This window comes from Kitasatospora sp. NPDC036993 (genome assembly GCF_055607525.1).
Map to the genome: position 1 here is coordinate 358516 of NZ_JBVJRP010000007.1, position 15450 is coordinate 373965.

Annotated in this window: 16 protein-coding genes; 6 read left to right on the forward strand and 10 right to left on the reverse strand. The window is 73.5% G+C overall.

Going from position 1 to position 15450, the window contains the following annotated elements; translation table 11 throughout:
- Positions 1-178 precede the first annotated feature (178 nt).
- The gene (locus ACZ7C5_RS17790; RefSeq protein ID WP_188296359.1) at positions 179-829 is read left to right on the forward strand and encodes a LamG domain-containing protein; all 651 of its coding nucleotides are present in this window, start codon (positions 179-181) and stop codon (positions 827-829) included.
- Between the two features lie 112 nt (positions 830-941).
- Here the strand turns inward: ACZ7C5_RS17790 and ACZ7C5_RS17795 are convergent, their stop codons facing one another.
- The gene (locus ACZ7C5_RS17795) at positions 942-1436 is read right to left on the reverse strand and encodes a hypothetical protein (RefSeq protein WP_401084289.1); all 495 of its coding nucleotides are present in this window, start codon (positions 1434-1436) and stop codon (positions 942-944) included.
- 158 nt (positions 1437-1594) lie between these two features.
- Between ACZ7C5_RS17795 and ACZ7C5_RS17800 the strand changes: the two genes are divergently transcribed.
- Positions 1595-1939, forward strand: coding sequence for an SHOCT domain-containing protein (locus ACZ7C5_RS17800; RefSeq protein WP_401084292.1), 345 nt, complete (start codon positions 1595-1597; stop codon positions 1937-1939).
- Positions 1940-2040: 101 nt separating this feature from the next.
- On the opposite strand, the gene ACZ7C5_RS17805 is transcribed toward ACZ7C5_RS17800, so the two are convergent.
- The gene (locus ACZ7C5_RS17805) at positions 2041-2451 is read right to left on the reverse strand and encodes an organic hydroperoxide resistance protein (RefSeq protein ID WP_401084295.1); all 411 of its coding nucleotides are present in this window, start codon (positions 2449-2451) and stop codon (positions 2041-2043) included.
- Between the two features lie 181 nt (positions 2452-2632).
- Between ACZ7C5_RS17805 and ACZ7C5_RS17810 the strand changes: the two genes are divergently transcribed.
- The 3 genes from ACZ7C5_RS17810 to ACZ7C5_RS17820 all read left to right on the forward strand — a co-directional run bounded on the left by ACZ7C5_RS17810 (position 2633) and on the right by ACZ7C5_RS17820 (position 4812).
- Positions 2633-3106, forward strand: a complete 474-nt coding sequence (locus tag ACZ7C5_RS17810; RefSeq protein WP_470322899.1) for a MarR family winged helix-turn-helix transcriptional regulator — start codon at positions 2633-2635, stop codon at positions 3104-3106.
- A 333-nt stretch (positions 3107-3439) separates the two neighbouring features.
- Positions 3440-4012 carry an RNA polymerase sigma factor gene (locus tag ACZ7C5_RS17815; RefSeq protein WP_188296364.1) on the forward strand — a complete coding sequence of 191 codons (573 nt, stop codon included), beginning with the start codon at positions 3440-3442 and terminating at the stop codon, positions 4010-4012.
- Positions 4009-4812 (forward strand): hypothetical protein, encoded by an 804-nt coding sequence (locus tag ACZ7C5_RS17820; protein WP_401084300.1) that lies wholly within the window; start codon positions 4009-4011, stop codon positions 4810-4812. The genes ACZ7C5_RS17815 and ACZ7C5_RS17820 overlap by 4 nt, the downstream gene beginning before the upstream one ends.
- Before the next feature lie 222 nt (positions 4813-5034).
- Here the strand turns inward: ACZ7C5_RS17820 and argG are convergent, their stop codons facing one another.
- Positions 5035-6447 carry an argininosuccinate synthase gene (argG, locus tag ACZ7C5_RS17825; protein WP_401084303.1) on the reverse strand — a complete coding sequence of 471 codons (1413 nt, stop codon included), beginning with the start codon at positions 6445-6447 and terminating at the stop codon, positions 5035-5037.
- A 710-nt stretch (positions 6448-7157) separates the two neighbouring features.
- Here argG and ACZ7C5_RS17830 point away from each other — a divergent pair.
- On the forward strand, positions 7158-7868 hold the full coding sequence (locus ACZ7C5_RS17830; protein ID WP_470322900.1) for a rhomboid-like protein: 711 nt from the start codon (positions 7158-7160) through the stop codon (positions 7866-7868).
- 367 nt (positions 7869-8235) lie between these two features.
- On the opposite strand, the gene ACZ7C5_RS17835 is transcribed toward ACZ7C5_RS17830, so the two are convergent.
- The 7 genes from ACZ7C5_RS17835 to ACZ7C5_RS17865 all read right to left on the reverse strand — a co-directional run bounded on the left by ACZ7C5_RS17835 (position 8236) and on the right by ACZ7C5_RS17865 (position 15398).
- Positions 8236-8616, reverse strand: a complete 381-nt coding sequence (locus ACZ7C5_RS17835; protein ID WP_470322901.1) for a VOC family protein — start codon at positions 8614-8616, stop codon at positions 8236-8238.
- Positions 8617-8717: 101 nt separating this feature from the next.
- On the reverse strand, positions 8718-9875 hold the full coding sequence (locus tag ACZ7C5_RS17840) for a methyltransferase (RefSeq protein ID WP_470322902.1): 1158 nt from the start codon (positions 9873-9875) through the stop codon (positions 8718-8720).
- Between the two features lie 284 nt (positions 9876-10159).
- The gene (locus tag ACZ7C5_RS17845) at positions 10160-11059 is read right to left on the reverse strand and encodes an STM4011 family radical SAM protein (RefSeq protein ID WP_470322903.1); all 900 of its coding nucleotides are present in this window, start codon (positions 11057-11059) and stop codon (positions 10160-10162) included.
- Between the two features lie 11 nt (positions 11060-11070).
- Positions 11071-12405 carry an STM4012 family radical SAM protein gene (locus ACZ7C5_RS17850; protein WP_470322904.1) on the reverse strand — a complete coding sequence of 445 codons (1335 nt, stop codon included), beginning with the start codon at positions 12403-12405 and terminating at the stop codon, positions 11071-11073.
- Complete coding sequence (locus ACZ7C5_RS17855; protein ID WP_188296017.1) at positions 12402-13244, reverse strand: STM4013/SEN3800 family hydrolase; 843 nt, start codon at positions 13242-13244, stop codon at positions 12402-12404. Before ACZ7C5_RS17855 ends, ACZ7C5_RS17850 begins: the two co-directional genes overlap by 4 nt.
- Before the next feature lie 56 nt (positions 13245-13300).
- Positions 13301-14425, reverse strand: a complete 1125-nt coding sequence (locus tag ACZ7C5_RS17860) for an STM4014 family protein (protein WP_470322905.1) — start codon at positions 14423-14425, stop codon at positions 13301-13303.
- 16 nt (positions 14426-14441) lie between these two features.
- Positions 14442-15398, reverse strand: coding sequence for an STM4015 family protein (locus ACZ7C5_RS17865; protein WP_401084318.1), 957 nt, complete (start codon positions 15396-15398; stop codon positions 14442-14444).
- Between the last annotated feature and the right edge of the window lie 52 nt (positions 15399-15450).

A 15450-nucleotide genomic window follows, 5' to 3' on the forward strand; every position in this document is an offset into this window, starting at 1 on the left:
CCGGGTCCCCTCGGTTTCCGGGGTTCGCCCGATTTCCCGGCGACGCGTTCGACGCGGACCGCGCGTTCGGCTCGGACCCGAACGATCCACTTCGCATACTGCGCAGGGTACCGGGTAACTCACTCTGTGTGCCCGGCTGTGTGGACTGCCGGGGCGCCGGAGCTTCGGGGAGGCGGCCGTGGCGGTCGTGTTCGACGCGGACTTCACTTCGACGAGTCAGTGGATCGCCGGGCGGAGCAGCGCCTATCCACGGATGGGACCGACCAACCGGAGCGACCACAAACTCGACTACCTCAGCCGCGACTACTGCCCGGACGGGTCGTTCACCGCGACCAGGCGGCACAGCGGCGGCCTGTGGAGCTGCAACCTGCTGACCACCGAGGGCAGTCCGGACGGCTTCCAGCTCCAGGCCGAGGACGTGCTGTCGGCGAGCGTGACGCTGCCCGTCGAACTGGGCGCCTGGCCCGCGATCTGGACCTGGCGGGACGGCGGCAACGAGGTGGACGTCTTCGAGTACCACCCGGACAACCCGGACCTGTTGGAGATCTCCAACCACGTCCGGGGCGGCTACCGGTACTGGCACGGCGCGAGCGCCGGAATCGCTCCGGGGGCGACCTTCGGCCTGCGGGTGGTGCTCGGCGCGAACTCGGTGGACTGGTACGTGGAGGACGAGCTGGTCTACGCGGACCTGCACGGGGTGGGGGCCGGGTGGCACGCGTACCTGATCGTCAACATGTCGGTGGCGGACGGGACGTACCACGACCGACCGCCGTACGGCGGGCCGGACCGGCTGAGCTGGGTCTGCCACAGCCTCAGGGTCGAGCGCTGAGGGGGGCGGGCCGGCCCGCGTGCGCCGGGTGCGGCTGCCTCGGGCGCGGCGCCCCGGCTGTCCCGCGGGCGTCGGGTGCCTACGGCTCGTGGGGTGCTTGCGGCCCATGGGCTTACGGTTCATGGGGTGCGAAGGCGGCCGTGATCGGACGCCGTGCGCCGTACCCACCCGGTGGGTCGAGCGGGGTGAGGGGGTCGAGCGGGCCGCGTGGGCCGGAGCGCTGGAACCAGACCGCCCGGCGGTGCGGGCCGATGTGGGCGGGGTCGGCCACGTACAGGTCGTCGTGCGGGGCGCGTTCGTTGCCCGGGGCCAGCGCCGCGTCCACGGCCTGGTCGGCGATCGCGCGCAACAGGGCGGTGGCGGTGGCCTCGGCGGCGGCCGGTGCGATGGCGAGGGCGGTCAGCTCGGCCCACAGTGCGGCGGTGACGTAGTCGATCGGGGAGTGGCCGAGCGCCGGGTGGGGGCGCGGGTCCGTGTGACGCCGGAGCACTCCGGCGGCGAGGAGCTGCTCGGGGGAGCGGTCGTCGTTCGGCGGCGGGTGGGCCGCGGACGGCCGGCGAGCCGTGGGCCGCTGGGAGTGGAACGTGGTCGGCGGGTGGTGGGTCACGAGCGGCACGCTACCCGGTGGGCGCCGGGCCGAGGGCCGGCTGGTCTTCTCGGACTCTTCACATGCCGCTTTCGCCGGTGACGGGCGCACGATGGTGGTAGCGCGCTGATCGCTGCTCACCTCGGCGGGCCCCGACGGGGCCGGAGGAGGAGGTCCTGATGAGGTACTGGCACGGCCGCGGCCACATCGTGGGTGGCTGGGGCATGGGGCTGATGGCGTTCGGGACACTGCTGTTCCTGGTCATCGTCGTGCTCCTCGCCGTGGCCCTGTTCCGTTACGTCTCCCGCTCGCGGCAGCCGGTCCCGCCCGGTGGGGCGGCTCCGGGCGCCGGCGGGTCCGGTTCGGACGGCCCGCGGGGCTGGGGCCAGAAGGGACAGGGGGCTCCGGGGCCGGCGCCGGAGCAGTTGCTCGCGGAGCGGTTCGCGAGGGGTGAGATCGATGCGGAGGAGTACCGGCACAGACTGGAGACGCTCCGCTCGGTGAGCGGGCCGGGCGACGGGTGACCCCGGGGGTGTCGGGGGGAGACGGGGCGGGCCCGTCGCAGGCGAACTGCGGCGGGCCCGAGCTGCCGGAGGGGGCTCCGGTGGCCGGTCGGCGAGGGCGCCTACTCGACGACCAGCTCGACCGGGACGTTGCCCCGGGTGGCGCGGGAGTACGGGCAGACCTCGTGCGCCTGCTTGACCAGCAGCTCGCCGGTCCCGCCCGCGAGGGACTCGGGAAGCTCGACGCGCAGCACGACGGCGAGGGCGAAGCCTGCCCCGTCCTTGCCGATGGACACCTCGGCGGTCACCGAGACCTCGCTGGTGTCCACCCGGGCCTGCCGGCCGACCAGGCCGAGGGCGCTGGCGAAGCAGGCGGCGTAGCCGGCGGCGAACAGCTGCTCCGGGTTGGTGCCCTGGCCGCTGCCGCCGAGTGCGGGCGGCATGGCGAGCGTGAGGTCCAGCTGTCCGTCGGAGCTGACGGCGCGGCCCTCCCGGCCGTTGGCGGTGGCGGCTGCGGTGTAGAGCGCGTCCATGGTCGCTTCCCTTCGGTTCGGGGTGTTCCTGCGGTCGGTTGTCCGGGCCGCTGCGGGCCCGGTGTGCTGTGGCGCGGAAGCGGCGCCGTGTCAGCCGGCTTCGCTGCGCTGAGACAAGTAGAGCACGCAATTCAGTTGTGCACAACTAAGTGGCGCGATGGGGATCGGTACCATGGGGTTCATGACCACCCACCCCGGCATGGCGGACGAGGAACTGCTCCGCCTGGACCAGCAGATCTGCTTCTCGCTCAACGCGGCCTCCCGCGCCTTCGGCGGCGTGTACCGGGTGCTGCTGCGGGACCTCGGGCTGACCTACCCGCAGTACCTGGTCATGCTGGTGCTGTGGGAGGACGGTGAACTGCCGGTCAAGCGGATCGGCGAGCGCCTGCGACTGGACTCCGGAACGCTCTCCCCGCTGCTCAAGCGACTGGAGGCGGCCGGGCTGGTGCGCCGCGAGCGGAGTCCGGAGGACGAGCGGTCGGTCACCGTCCGCCTGACTCCCGAAGGGTCGGCGTTGCGCGAGCGGGCCGGGCAGGTCCCGCGCCGACTGCTCGCGGCCACCGGGTTGCCGGTCAAGGATCTGGCCGCGCTGCGCGGACTGCTCGACCGGGTCACCGGCGCGCTGGACGCGGCGGAGGTGGAGCCGGCGCCGTAGGGGTGCGTGCGGCGAGGGCGCGGGGATGGGTGTGGGGGTGGGCGTGGGGTGGATCGTGGCGCGCGGGAGTGGCGCGGCGGCGTCTCGGGCGCTTGTCAAGTCGCCGCCGCGTGATCTGTGATCTGCGTCACGTTTGAATTGCTTCGGATGGGTTCGCGAGTGTGAAGCGGCAGGTCAGCAGCGCTGTTCAAAAGTGAACGGAATCGTTCGCCAATTGTCCGCCCGATCCGGTCAACATCCTGAGCCTCCCGGACGGTTACAGCACGAGCCCCAAGGGGCCGTCGGCGTGCCACCCGGTGGGCCGGCCAGCTGACCGACGAAAGGGGGGCCCGCGTGAGCACTCCCGGGCCGGGCGAGGAGCGGGGCCTGCGAGCCGACCCGCTCGGCGGCCTGCCGAACGACTTCGAGGCCTTCTTCACCCGAGAGAACTCCGGCTACCTCCGCTACGCCCAGCAGCGCCTGCGGCACCGTGAGGACGCCCAGGACGCCGTCCAGAACGCGGGCGCGGCGCTCTACAAGAGCTGGCGCCGGGCTCTGGCCAGCCCCGATCCGCAGGCCTTCGCCTTCAAGATCGTCAAGGACGCGGTGGTGGACGTGCTGCGTGAGCGCCGCCGCACCGAACGCAAGCGACTGCGGGTGATCGCCCAGCGCCGTCCCGACACCAGCCAGGACGAGCTGAACGAACTCGCCGAACTGGACGCCCTGGACTGGGCGATGGAGGAACTCGCGCGGGCCGCGCCGGTCCAGGCCGACGTGGTCAGGCTGCGCCAGGCGGGACTGTCCTACCCCGACATCGGGCGGTCTCTGGGCATCGCGCACACCACCGCCCGTACCTACTACAGCCTCGGGCGGCGGCACCTGGAGTACCTGCTGGAACACCCGGAGGACGGCGGGGCGGAGACATGAGGGTCGTGGACCTGCTGCGCGCGCACGCCGTCGAGCTGGAGCGGGAGTTCGACGACCACGATCCGGTGGACTTCACGCGCCGGCTGGCCGAGCGGCTCGCCGCCGCTCGCCGGTCCGCGCCGACCGCGCGCGAGCGCCCCGCCCGGCCGCCCGCCGGTGCGCGGCCGCCGCAGGCTCCCAGCTCGGGGGCGAACCCGGGGACGGCGGCGGGGGCGGGTTCCGGATTCGGTGCCGGGGCGGGGACGGGCGCCCGACGCGGTCCGGCTCCGGGGTCCGGTCCGGGCGGTGGAGCCGGGCAGGCCCGGTCGGCCGGGGGGCGGGCGGAGCTGCGGCGCGACCTGCGGCACCTGTGTGCGGGCGTGGCGGGCGCGGTGGAACCGGGGGAGCTGGCGCTGGACCTCGAACTCGCCGAGAAGACGGCCTTCCGCACCTTCGGGTGCTTGCTGTACGGCATGGGCCGTACGGCGGACGGCGTCTTCTGGTGGCGGATAGCCGCCCAGTACGGGGACCAGCTGGCCGTGCACTGCCTGGCGGTGCACTACACGGCCGAGGGCGAGCGGTTCGACGCGGCCCACTGGGCCGCCCAGGCCCAGGACCTCAGCGGCCCCGGCCGGCTGCCGGAGCTGGCACCGGACGCCCGGCCGGGCGGCGCGGCGGAGCTGGCGCGGGTGCTGGCGGAGCGCTACGACGGCGAGATCCTGCTGACACTGCGGGATGCGGTGGCGACGCGGTCGAACGCCGACCCCAGGCGGCTGGGCGTCCGGGCGGTGCGGGGGCGGGGGGTGGTGCGGATCCGGTGACGGCCTTGATGCGGATGGCCCTGTCGTGGATGGCGTCGTTGCGGATGGTCTTGTTGCGGATGGTCTTGTTGCGGTGGGCCGGGGTGTTCGGATCAGGCCGGAGACGGTGGAGCCCGGGTGGGTGGCCGGGCCGGCGGTCGGGTGGACGATCGAGTGGACGGAGAGCGGCGGAGGGCCGCCGCACCGCTGGGGTGCGACGGCCCTCCGGTGGAGCGGGGTGCGTCAGTCGGTGCCGGACTCGAGCGCGGCGTGGTCGAGCGCGGTGGACTCCTCCTCGTCGCCGGTGCCGGCGGCGATGGGAGCCGCGCCGCCCGGGGCGAGCTCGCCGATCAGGCCGCTCCACGGCGCCAGCTGCCCGTGTACCGCGTACTGCTCCAGCTTGCTGCGCGAGTCGGCGATGTCGAGGTTGCGCATGGTCAGCTGGCCGATGCGGTCGTCCGGGACGAACGCGGCGTCGACGCTGCGCTCCATCGACAGCTTCTCGGGGTGGTAGCTGAAGTTGGAGCCCTGGGTGTCGATGACCGAGTAGTCCTGGCCGCGCCGCAGCCGCAGGGTGACGCTGCCGGTGACCGGGTGGCCGATCCAGCGCTGGATGCTGTCCCGGAGCATCAGCGACTGCGGGTCGAACCACCGGCCCTCGTAGAGCAGCCGGCCGAGGCGGCGGCCCTGGGTGTGGTACGTGGCGATGGTGTCCTCGTTGTGGATGGCGTTGAGCAGCCGCTCGTAGGCGATGTGCAGCAGCGCCATGCCGGGGGCCTCGTAGATCCCGCGGCTCTTGGCCTCGATGATCCGGTTCTCGATCTGGTCCGACATGCCCAGGCCGTGCCGCCCGCCGATGGTGTTGGCCTCGTGGACCAGGTCGACGGCGCTGGCGAACTCCTGGCCGTTGATCCGGACCGGGCGGCCGAACTCGAACTCGACGGTGACGTCCTCGGTCCGGATCTCGACCTCCGGGTCCCAGAAGGCCACGCCCATGATCGGGCTGACGATCTCCAGGGAGGCGTCCAGGTACTCCAGCCGCTTGGCCTCGTGGGTGGCGCCCCAGATGTTGGCGTCGGTGGAGTAGGCCTTCTCGGCGGAGTCCCGGTACGGCAGGTCGCGCTCGGCGAGCCACTCGGACATCTCCTTGCGGCCGCCGAGCTGGTCGACGAACGCCTGGTCCAGCCACGGCTTGTAGATCCGCAGGTTGGGGTTGGCGAGCAGGCCGTAGCGGTAGAACCGCTCGATGTCGTTGCCCTTGTAGGTGGAGCCGTCGCCCCAGATGGAGACCTCGTCATCCTGCATGGCGCGCACCAGCAGGGTACCGGTCACCGCGCGGCCGAGCGGAGTGGTGTTGAAGTACGTCTGCCCGGCGGAGCGGATGTGGAAGGCGCCGCAGGCGAGGGCGGCCAGGCCCTCCTCGACCAGCGCGGCCCGGCAGTCGACCAGCCGGGCCTGCTCGGCGCCGTACGCGCGGCCCCGGGCCGGGACGTCGGCGAGGTTCGGCTCGTCGTACTGGCCGATGTCGGCCGTGTATGCGTAGGGGAAGGCACCGTGCTCGCGCATCCACGCGACGGCGACGGAGGTGTCCAACCCACCGGAGAATGCGATGCCGATCCGTTCACCGACCGGCAGCTTGCTCAAGACCTTCGACATGGATGCACCCTTGACCCGCCTGAAGCGGGACCCTGATCTAGCGACGTGTGACGGGATTCGGCGTAATCGATCCGATGCCCGAACTCTGGCATAGATTTGCAGAGTAATGCAAGGGCATGCGATCGCCCGCGGTGACGGAGGGTGCCCGGGGGGAGGCCGTCCTCCGGCTGTCGATCCGGCCGACTCCACTGGTTGGACGGGCGGTTGGAGCCGAAAGTGGAGGGGGCGGGGCGAGAAGGAGGCGGGTGGGGCGGATCAGGAAGCCGGGTCGGGGGCCCGGGCGCGCAGCCGGGCGGTACCGGAGGCAAGTGTGCCGAGCCCGAGTCGGAGCCCGGGTCCGAGCCCGAGGGCGACAGGGTGGCCGGTGTCGGCCGGCCGCGGGACGTACGCCGTGGTGGGCCACAGCCGGCCGGCCGCTCTCGGGGCCGGGCGTCGGGGAACGGCGCGGCCGGGCGGTGTCCTCATGGCGAGGCGATCGCTCATCGTGCCTGGTGCCCTCGTTCGGCGGTTCCCGGTACCGGCCGGCCCGGTCCGGGGCCGGGGAGGCCGCGAACGGGACGGTCGGAGCGCCAGCGTACGCGAACGGTCGGACGGGCCGGCGGGTCGGTCCCCCGGGAGGAGGCTGGCGGTGGCTGGCGGTGGGTGGCGGTGGGTGGCGGTGGGGTCGGGTGGGGGCGAGGGTGAGGGGGAGAGGTGTCGAGGAGGCATCGATGGCAGGCAGCACCGCCAGGGGCTCCGAGGCGCGGCGGCGCCCTCGGTGGGCGCGTGGCGCCCGTGCGGTGTGGGCCTATGTCCGGCGTGCGCCGGGCACCTACATCTGGCTGGCGATCCTGCTCGTCACCACCCAGGTGATCCGGCACGTCGATCCGGTGACCGCCGACCGCATCCTGCAGCGGCGCTCGACCAACCTCCACCACCTCCAGGTCTCGCCGCTCCGCGTCCTGGCGACCAGCGCGCTGTGGATCGCGGGCGGCGGCTGGCTGTCCTACTTCCTGCTGTACAACCTCTTCCACGTGCCCGCCGAACGGTGGCTCGGCACGCTGCGCTGGATCGGGGTGGCGGCGATCTCGCACGTCGGCGCGACCTACCTCAGCGAGGGCCTGCTCGGCTGGGCGATCCACCGGGGCCTCGCCTCGCCGAGGGCCGTCTACACCCTGGACTACGGCGTCAGCTATGCGCTGGCCGGGGTCGTCGCGGTGCTCACCTACCTGATCGTGCGGCCCTGGCGGTACCTGTACGCGGCGGGGGTGCTGGTGGTCTACGGGCTGGGCGTGCAGCAGAGCCGGGACTACACCAGCGTCGGCCACTTCAGCGCGGCGCTGATCGGATTCGCCTGCTACCCACTGACCCGGGACCGGCCGGGCTCCTTCGACCCGGTCGCCTCGGTGCGGGCGCTCCGGCGGCGGGTGCGCGGCCGGTGACCCGCGGTTCACGACGGCCGGCAGTGCCGGGCCCGGACGGCAGGTTCTGCACGGCCACCTTCGGCCGCGGCATCCGGTGCTTGGACCTGCGCTGCCTCGACCTCGGCCGTTGCGACGAGATGGACGAGACGGGCGACTGACCGGCTGGTCTCCCGTTGTGGGGTGTCACCCGTCACCCGTCACCCGACCGGCTGCCCGGTCCACTCCGTCGAGCGGGCCGGGCAGTGGCGTCCCGTCCGAGCCGGAGGGCGCGGTGTGACGGGCATCGTGGGTGCGGCGGTCGGGCGGGTGTCACGGGCGGTGCGGGCCGGCGGACGGATCCCGGGGCGGTCCGCCAGGCCGCCGGCCAGCCGGGCGGGCGAGCCGGTTACTGGCCCACGCGCTGGGACACACAGAGGATGTTCCCCTCGCTGTCCTTGAACCAGGCCGCGCGCATGCCCTCGCCCTCGGCGACGCCGTCGACCGTCTTCAGGCCGGGGAAGTCGTACTCCTCGAAGGTGATGCCGCGGCCGCGGAGACCGGCCATCTCGCCGTCGAGGTCGGCGACCTTGAAGCTGGCGAGGGTGTGGGCGGCCTGCCCACCGCTGGGGGTGCGGTAGACGGTGAACTGGGTGCCGCCGCTGTCGCAGGCGAACTCCTCCTCACCCTCCTCGGTGAGTTTGAGGCCGAGGGTGTCGGTGTAGAAGGCCTTGGCGCGGGCGAGATCGGTGGCGGGGATGACTGCTTGCAGCGGAGCGTCTCCAAGCATGGTGTTTCGCCTCCTCTCTGTAACCAGGTTAGGGACGCGGGAGCCGTGCCGCCCGGTGGGCGCGGGGGCACTTCGGACCGTGCGGAGGAGGTCGCCGGGAGTCATGCGGGGGCGAGCCTCCAGAGCGAGGTGACCTCGGCGGAGCGGGCGGTGCGGAGCAGGGGGTCGGCCCGGTCGGAGGCGGTGGCCCGGGGGTGGCAGGGGACGGTGTCGAGACGGCCGGTGACGTGCAGCCCGGCCGTGGAGACGGCGTCGAGCAGGTCGGCCCGGGACCGCAGACCGAGGCGTTCGGCGAGGTCGGAGAGGATGAGCCAGCCCTCGCCGCCGGGCAGCAGACGGCCGGCCAGACCGTCGAGGAAGCCGTGGAGCATGTGGCTGTCCCGGTCGTAGACGCCCTCGTCGAGGGTGGAGTTCGGCCGTCCGGGCAACCACGGGGGATTGCACACGACCAGGGCGGCCCGGTCGCGGCCGGGAGGGTAGAGGCCGGCTCCGGCGGTCTCGATGCGGTCGGTGAGGCCGAGGCGGTGGGCGTTGTCGCGGGCGCAGGCGAGCGCGCGCGGATTGGAATCGGTGACCAGGACCTTGCGCAGACCGCGCCGGGCGAGCAGTGCGGCGAGCACACCGGTGCCGGTGCCGAGGTCGTAGGCGGTGGGGTGGGCCTGGGCGGCATGTGGCAGCGGTGCCCGGCCGACGAGGTCGACGTACTCGCCGCGGACGGGGGAGAAGACCCCGAAGTGCGGGTGGATGCGGGCGCCGAGGGCCGGAACGTCGACGCCCCTGCTACGCCACTGGTGTGCGCCGATCACACCGAGGAGCTCGCGCAGGGACACGATTCTGTTGTCAAGGAGCGGTCCGTAGGCCGCCAGGCAGGCCTCGTGGACGTCGGGCGCCCGGTGGAGCCGGACGCGGTGATCCGCGTCGAGCGGCACCAGCAGCATGCCGAGGACGCGGGCGAGGCGGGCGCGCTCCCGTCGGTGCTGACGGAAGGCCTCGGCTGGGGAGTCGGGCGCGGATCGAGGTCGGCGCCGCTCGGCGCGGCGGCGCATGGCGTGGAGGAGACGGAGTGCGCCGGGGTAGTCGCCCTGCCAGAGCAGGGCGGTGCCCTCGCAGGCCAGCCGGTAGGCGGCCTCGGCGCGAAGGGTGTCGTCGGCGGCGATCAGGCGGCGCGGCGGGGGCGTGCCGTTCTCGCTGTGCCAGGCGGCGGGCAGGGCGTAGAGGGCGGGCAGGGCGGCAGTGCTGGGCCGATGAGTGTCGGACACCGGGGCTCCTCGTGGTGGAACGTGCAGGGGGCACGAAGAGCACTTCGACGAGGAGGTGAGCAGCAGGCGCGTCGGGCGGTGGCGCCACCGGGACGGTGGGCGCGGGTGTCAGGCCCGGTGCGGCTCACGCGTCGAAGCGCGAGCCGGGGTGTCACCGAGGACGAGGCCCGGCACGGCGGCGAGCCGTATGCCACTGGTCATCTGCGGGCCTCCTTTCCGAACCTGCCGGTTCTGCGCGGTTGTTCGTACGCTTTCACACAGCGTGGCCGGTTGGCAACCGATTATCACCGGCCCTGCGGCCAGCCGTGCGGTACGCGTTCCAGCACACCTGCCCCGAACAGCTCGTACAGCGGCAGGGTCTCCAGATGGACGTAGCCGATGTGGCAGTCGCAGACCGGCAACGGGCAGGGGTGCGGCCGCAGTCGGGCGCGGTAGCTGCCGTCGTAGAGGTTGCCGAGGACGTCCCGGACGAAGTGGCATCGGCGCACGGTGCCGTCGCCGTCGACCGACAGCACGGACTCACCGGTGCGGCACGGCAGTCCGGCGCTGGGGTGGGCGTGCCGGCTGTACCGGAAGTGCGGGTCGATGGCGGCCCATTGCGCGGCCTCGGCGTCGGTGTAGTCGAGGCCCTCGGCGGCGTTGACCCACAGGTAGACGTCCTCGGCGAGCTGGGCGCGCAGGCGTCCGGCCTCGGCGAGGTGCCCCGGCTGGCCGACCACGCCGACGCTGTAGCGCACGCCGAGCGCGTCCAGCTCGCGGCACTTGGCGAGGAAGCGGTCGCGGCTGACCTGTCCGGGGTGGAAGGTGACCCAGAGGGCGAGGGCGTCGAGGTCCGCCTCGGCGAGCCAGCCGGTGCGGCAGCTGAGGTTGGTCTGGATCGCGACGCGGCGGACGTGCGGCAGGCGGCTCAGCTCGACCAGCGCGCGGCGGTACCAGGACCGCACCAGGCCCTCGCCCCAGGGGGTGAACAACAGCGACAGGGTGTCGGCGGTGCCCGCGCGTCCGGCGGCCCAGCCGGTGAAGCGTTCCAACGCGGCCCGGTCGGCCCGCAGTTGATCGGGGCTGTCGCGCCGCTTGGCGAACGGGCAGTACGGGCAGTCGTAGTCGCAGGAGGCGAGCGGACCGCGGTAGAGCAGGGTGAGGTCCCGTGCGCCGTCCGCCGACGGCGGTGACGCGGAGGGCATGCCGAGGAAGGTCATTTCGCCTCGTACGCCGCCATCAGGGCCCGGACCTCGGGCGAGAACAGCAACGGCCCGACGGCGTCCGAGTGCGCCAGCCCCTCCGGGCTGAGCCGCAGGGACGCCGCGTCGCCCTCGGCGAGCCAGCCGCGCTCGGCGAACCCGGCCAGCTCCGCCGGGAAGTCCTCGGCCGGTGAACTGCCGAACCGGGCCCGGTAGTCCGCCAGCGGCATGCCCTCGGCCTGGAGCAGCGACTGCACCAGATGGCGCCGGCGAGGCTCCGCGCCGTCCATCCGGTGGCCCACCTCGGCGTGCCGGAAGTCCTCGGTGGCGACGTACTCGTCGATGATGCCGCGCACCTGGGTGGCGTTCACCGCGTAGTCGAAGGAGTAGTGCAGTTGCGAGGTGTAGGAGCGGGCACCGCAGCCCAGACCGACCATGCCGTCGGTCTGGCAGGCGTACTCGCTCGCCCCTGCCTGCGGGGAGGCGGTTCGGCGGAACATCCGCATCGACACCTGCTGGTACCCGTGGGCGAGCAGGTGGTCGCGGCCGGCGCGGTAGAGCGCGAGCCGCCGCGCGTCCCAGGCGGACGCGCTCTCCTGCTCGCCGCGCCGGGCCAGCCCGGTCAGCGGTCGGACGTACAGCGGGTAGAGGTACAGCTCCTCGGGCTGCCAGGCGAGCGCGGTGTCCAGCGAGCGGAGCCAGCTGGCCTCGGTCTGGCCGTCGATGCCGTAGATGAGGTCGATGTTGAGCACCGGGAAGCCGGCCGCGCGGATCCGGCCGAGCGCGGCCTCGACCTCCGCCCGCTTCTGCGGGCGGACGGCGGAGCGGGCCTCGGCGTCGTCGAAGGACTGCACGCCCAGGCTCAGCCTCGTGGTGCCCCGGGCGGCCAGCACCTCCAGCCGGTCGGCGGTCGCGGTGGCGGGCGAGGCCTCCACCGAGAGCGGTATCGCCCGCAGGTCGGCGCCCATCCGTTGCTCGGCGATGTCGCACAGCCGCTCCAGCTCAGCGGCCGTCAGATGGGTGGGGGTGCCGCCGCCGAACGCGGCCAGCGCGAACCGGGCGCCCTCGTCCAGTGCCGCACGCACCACCGTGGCCTGGCGCTCCAGCGCGTCCAGGTAGGCCGTGGTCAGACCCTCGGGGCTGCCGATCCGGGTGAACAGGTTGCAGAAGCCGCAGCGGACCTCGCAGAACGGGATGTGCACGTAGAGCGAGAGCGCGTGCTGCGGCTCGCCGGCCCACAGCTCACGCAGCGGCGGGCGCTCGGGCAACGGGCGGTAGGCCGTCTTGTGGGGGTACGCGTAGACGTACGACTGGTACGGCGAGTCGGGGCGCGGGGGTGCGGTGGTCATGCGCGCTCCTCGGAGGTCGCGGTGGCGTCCGCCGCTCGGGCGGGGAGGGTGAAGTGCGCGTACGGGACGGTCCAGACCACCTCGTGGCCGATCCGGTGCCCGGTGTAGCCGTCCTCGCCGTAGGCGGTGCCGTGGTCGGAGCAGACGATCGCGAAGCAGGGGCGGCGGGCGCTCATCGCGGCGAACAGCCGGCCGATGTGCGCGTCCACGTACTCCAGGGCGGCGGCGTGGCTGGCCCGGGTGTCCCCGTGTTCACGGGTGGCGCCCGGCAGGTGGAACCAGTTCGGCTGGTGCAGCGCCGAGACGTTCAGGAACAGGAACAGCGGCTGCTCGGCGGGCTGTCCGGCGGCGACCCGCTCGGCCACGGCGACCTGTTCCTCGAAGGACGTCGGCGAGGCGACGCCCAGCTCGGAGGTCCAGTGGCTCTCCTGGAAGAGGCCGGGCAGCACCGAGCCCAGCGGGCCCTGCTTGTTGAAGAACCCGACACCGCCGACGCACACCGTGCGGTAGCCGGCCGCGGCCAGGGCCGTCGGCAGGTCGGGGGCGTCGAAGACCCAGGTGCGCGGGGCGGTGGTCTCGGAGCCGGCGAAGCGGGCCGCGAACAGGCGCGGGTGCGGGCCGTCGGGGGAGGCCGGAGTCGGCAGGAAACCGGCCAGGATCGCCTGGTGGGAGGCGTAGGTGAAGCTGCCGGGCGCGTGCCGGCGCTCCCAGCGGCCGCCGGGGAGGACGGCGGCGAGGTGCGGGATCCGGCCGGCCGCGGCCAGCTCCTCGGCGACGTCGAAGCGGAGCGTGTCGAGGGTGACGAGCAGCAGGTCGTGGGTGCCCACGACCGCGTTCATGTCGGGGGCGGCAGAGGCAGAGGCAGAGACAAGGGAGGGGACGGTGGTCCGGTGGTTCATCGAGCGGGTTCCGTGATCTGGTGGTCCGTCGCCACGGGCGACGACGGGGAGAGGTCGGTGAGCGCGGCGAGCTGGGCGCCGTAGGTGTCGAGGCCCTCGGCGGGGCCGCCGGGCAGGCCGGTGAGACCGGGGAGCAGGTCGCCGAAGGCGTTCACCTCGCCGACCAGGGCGCGCCGCCAGCCGGTCGTGGGCAGGACGTCGACGCCGACCATCGGCGAACCGGGGAAGCAGGCCGCCGCGCGTTCGGCCGTCTCCAGGAGGGCGGGCCAGGACGGACCGGCGGCCTCCCGGGCCTGCTCGATGCTGCCCCGCGCGCCGCCGAGGTGCAGATTGGTCATCGGCTGGGTGCTGGTGCGCACCACGGCGTGGGTGGCCCGGCCCGCCACCACCACGACCCGCAGGTCCGCCGAGCGCCCGGACTGCGAGGCCTTCGGGATCCACTGTTCGACGTGCAGCCCGTCCGGCGCCAGGCCGTCGACGATCGCGGCGACCTCCCGCTCGCTGCGGTAGCGGCGCACCCGCAGCGAGTTGTGGAGCTGACCGTCGGCCAGTTCCACCGAGGTGGTGGCCAGCAGCTGCCCGCGTGGTCCGAACTCCAGCGCCATCACCCCGGAAGCCGAGGAACCGTGCGCGGGCTTGACGAAAACCCGGTGCAGGCGGGCTTCGGCGAGGCGTTCGCGCAGGTGCTCCCAGCCGGTCACCTCGCCGCCGAGCGCCCTGGGCACCGGCACCCCCGCCCCGGCGAGCAGCGCGTGTGCCCGGCGCTTGTCGAACATCACGGCGGTCTCCTCCGGATCGCCGAGCAGCCGTACGCCGGGCCGGGCGGCCAGCCCGCGAAGCGCGGCCATGACGCCCGCGTACCAGACGGCCGTGCCCTCGACCCTGGTCGGCGCGTAGCCCGGGCCGAGTGCCGGGCCGCGCAGCAGCCGGTCGACCTCGGGCTCCTCGCCGGGCGACTCGACGCGCAGCAGACCGCCTTCGGGCGGCCGGTACCGGCCGCGCAGCACGTCCAGCCAGGGCAGGACGGCGGGCTCGGGCAGCCCGGCGGCCCGGGCGGCGGCCGCGAACAGTGTCACCCGTCGGTGCCCCGGATTGCCGAGGACGGTCAGCTGCACGGTCATCGCCTCCGTCGCCCGCCTACTCGGCGACCGAGACGTAGCGGTCGTCCTCGTCCTCCGCCTCGTCCGCCTCGGCGTCGCTGAGGTCGATCTCGACTCCCGGCAGGGCCTCGCAGAGCCGCTCCATCATCGCGTCGCTCAGGTAGTGGTGGTGCAGGTCGAGGGAGCGCAGGTGGGTGAGCGGCTGGCCCTCCAGCAGCGCGGTGGCGCCGTCGTCGGAGAGCACACCCATGGAGAGGTCGAGCGACTCCAGCCGGGCGACCACCGGGGCGTGCGCGACGGCGGCGGCGATTTCGTCCTGGAGTTCGCTGTTGGCCAGCCCCAGGTGGCGCAGCCGCGGCAGGCGGGAGCCGTCCAGGAACGGCGCCAGGTCGTCCAGCGAGGCGTCGCCGCCGTACTCGTCCACGCCGAGCCAGAGGTGCAGGCTTTCCAGAGCGGGCAGTTCGGAGCCGGCCACCGCCTGCACCACGGTGGCCGGCAGCCCGCCGGCCTCGAAGCGCAGGCTGGTCAGCGCGTCGTGCCGGACCGGCTTCAGGACGAGGCCACTGCCACCGCGCACGGCCAGCGACTTCAGACCGGGGAAGGCGTTCAGCAACGGGGTGACGTCGTCCATCTCCAGCCAGGAGATCTCGCACGCGTCGTAGGTCACCTCGCCGAGGAACAGCGCCTCCAGGGCGGGCAGGCGCCGGGCGTCGGCCGCGATGGCCTCGACCACGGGCCGCACGGACGTGTAGTCGTCCTGCCACCAGGAGCCGATCACCACGGCGCGGACGCCGGCCGGGTCGACCTTCTCCAGGAAGGACTGCCAGAGCTGGGCGAAGTCCTGCTCGGTGTCGTGGTCGAAGGAGAGCCGCCAGGCGACGGCTCCGGCGTCGGGCAGGGGCCGGGCGTCGCCGGGCTGCGGCGGGGCGTCGTCGGGCGTGAACTCGTGGATCGGCAGCTCGTGGAAGCGTTCGAGGTGGCGGGAGACGGCCATGTCGGATCCTGATGGGTCGAGTTGGTCGGACGGGTGGTCGTACGGGTGGATG

Bases quoted from the DNA above. Each gene is read 5' to 3' on its own strand.
- ACZ7C5_RS17800 (WP_401084292.1), top strand. From the start codon at position 1,595: ATGAGGTACTGGCACGGCCGCGGCCACATCGTGGGTGGCTGGGGCATG.
- ACZ7C5_RS17805 (WP_401084295.1), bottom strand. From the start codon at position 2,451: ATGGACGCGCTCTACACCGCAGCCGCCACCGCCAACGGCCGGGAGGGC.
- ACZ7C5_RS17810 (WP_470322899.1), top strand. From the start codon at position 2,633: ATGACCACCCACCCCGGCATGGCGGACGAGGAACTGCTCCGCCTGGAC.
- ACZ7C5_RS17820 (WP_401084300.1), top strand. From the start codon at position 4,009: ATGAGGGTCGTGGACCTGCTGCGCGCGCACGCCGTCGAGCTGGAGCGG.
- argG (WP_401084303.1), bottom strand. From the start codon at position 6,447: ATGTCGAAGGTCTTGAGCAAGCTGCCGGTCGGTGAACGGATCGGCATC.
- ACZ7C5_RS17830 (WP_470322900.1), top strand. From the start codon at position 7,158: ATGGCAGGCAGCACCGCCAGGGGCTCCGAGGCGCGGCGGCGCCCTCGG.
- ACZ7C5_RS17835 (WP_470322901.1), bottom strand. From the start codon at position 8,616: ATGCTTGGAGACGCTCCGCTGCAAGCAGTCATCCCCGCCACCGATCTC.
- ACZ7C5_RS17845 (WP_470322903.1), bottom strand. From the start codon at position 11,059: ATGCCCTCCGCGTCACCGCCGTCGGCGGACGGCGCACGGGACCTCACC.
- ACZ7C5_RS17850 (WP_470322904.1), bottom strand. From the start codon at position 12,405: ATGACCACCGCACCCCCGCGCCCCGACTCGCCGTACCAGTCGTACGTC.
- ACZ7C5_RS17855 (WP_188296017.1), bottom strand. From the start codon at position 13,244: ATGAACGCGGTCGTGGGCACCCACGACCTGCTGCTCGTCACCCTCGAC.
- ACZ7C5_RS17860 (WP_470322905.1), bottom strand. From the start codon at position 14,425: ATGACCGTGCAGCTGACCGTCCTCGGCAATCCGGGGCACCGACGGGTG.
- ACZ7C5_RS17865 (WP_401084318.1), bottom strand. From the start codon at position 15,398: ATGGCCGTCTCCCGCCACCTCGAACGCTTCCACGAGCTGCCGATCCAC.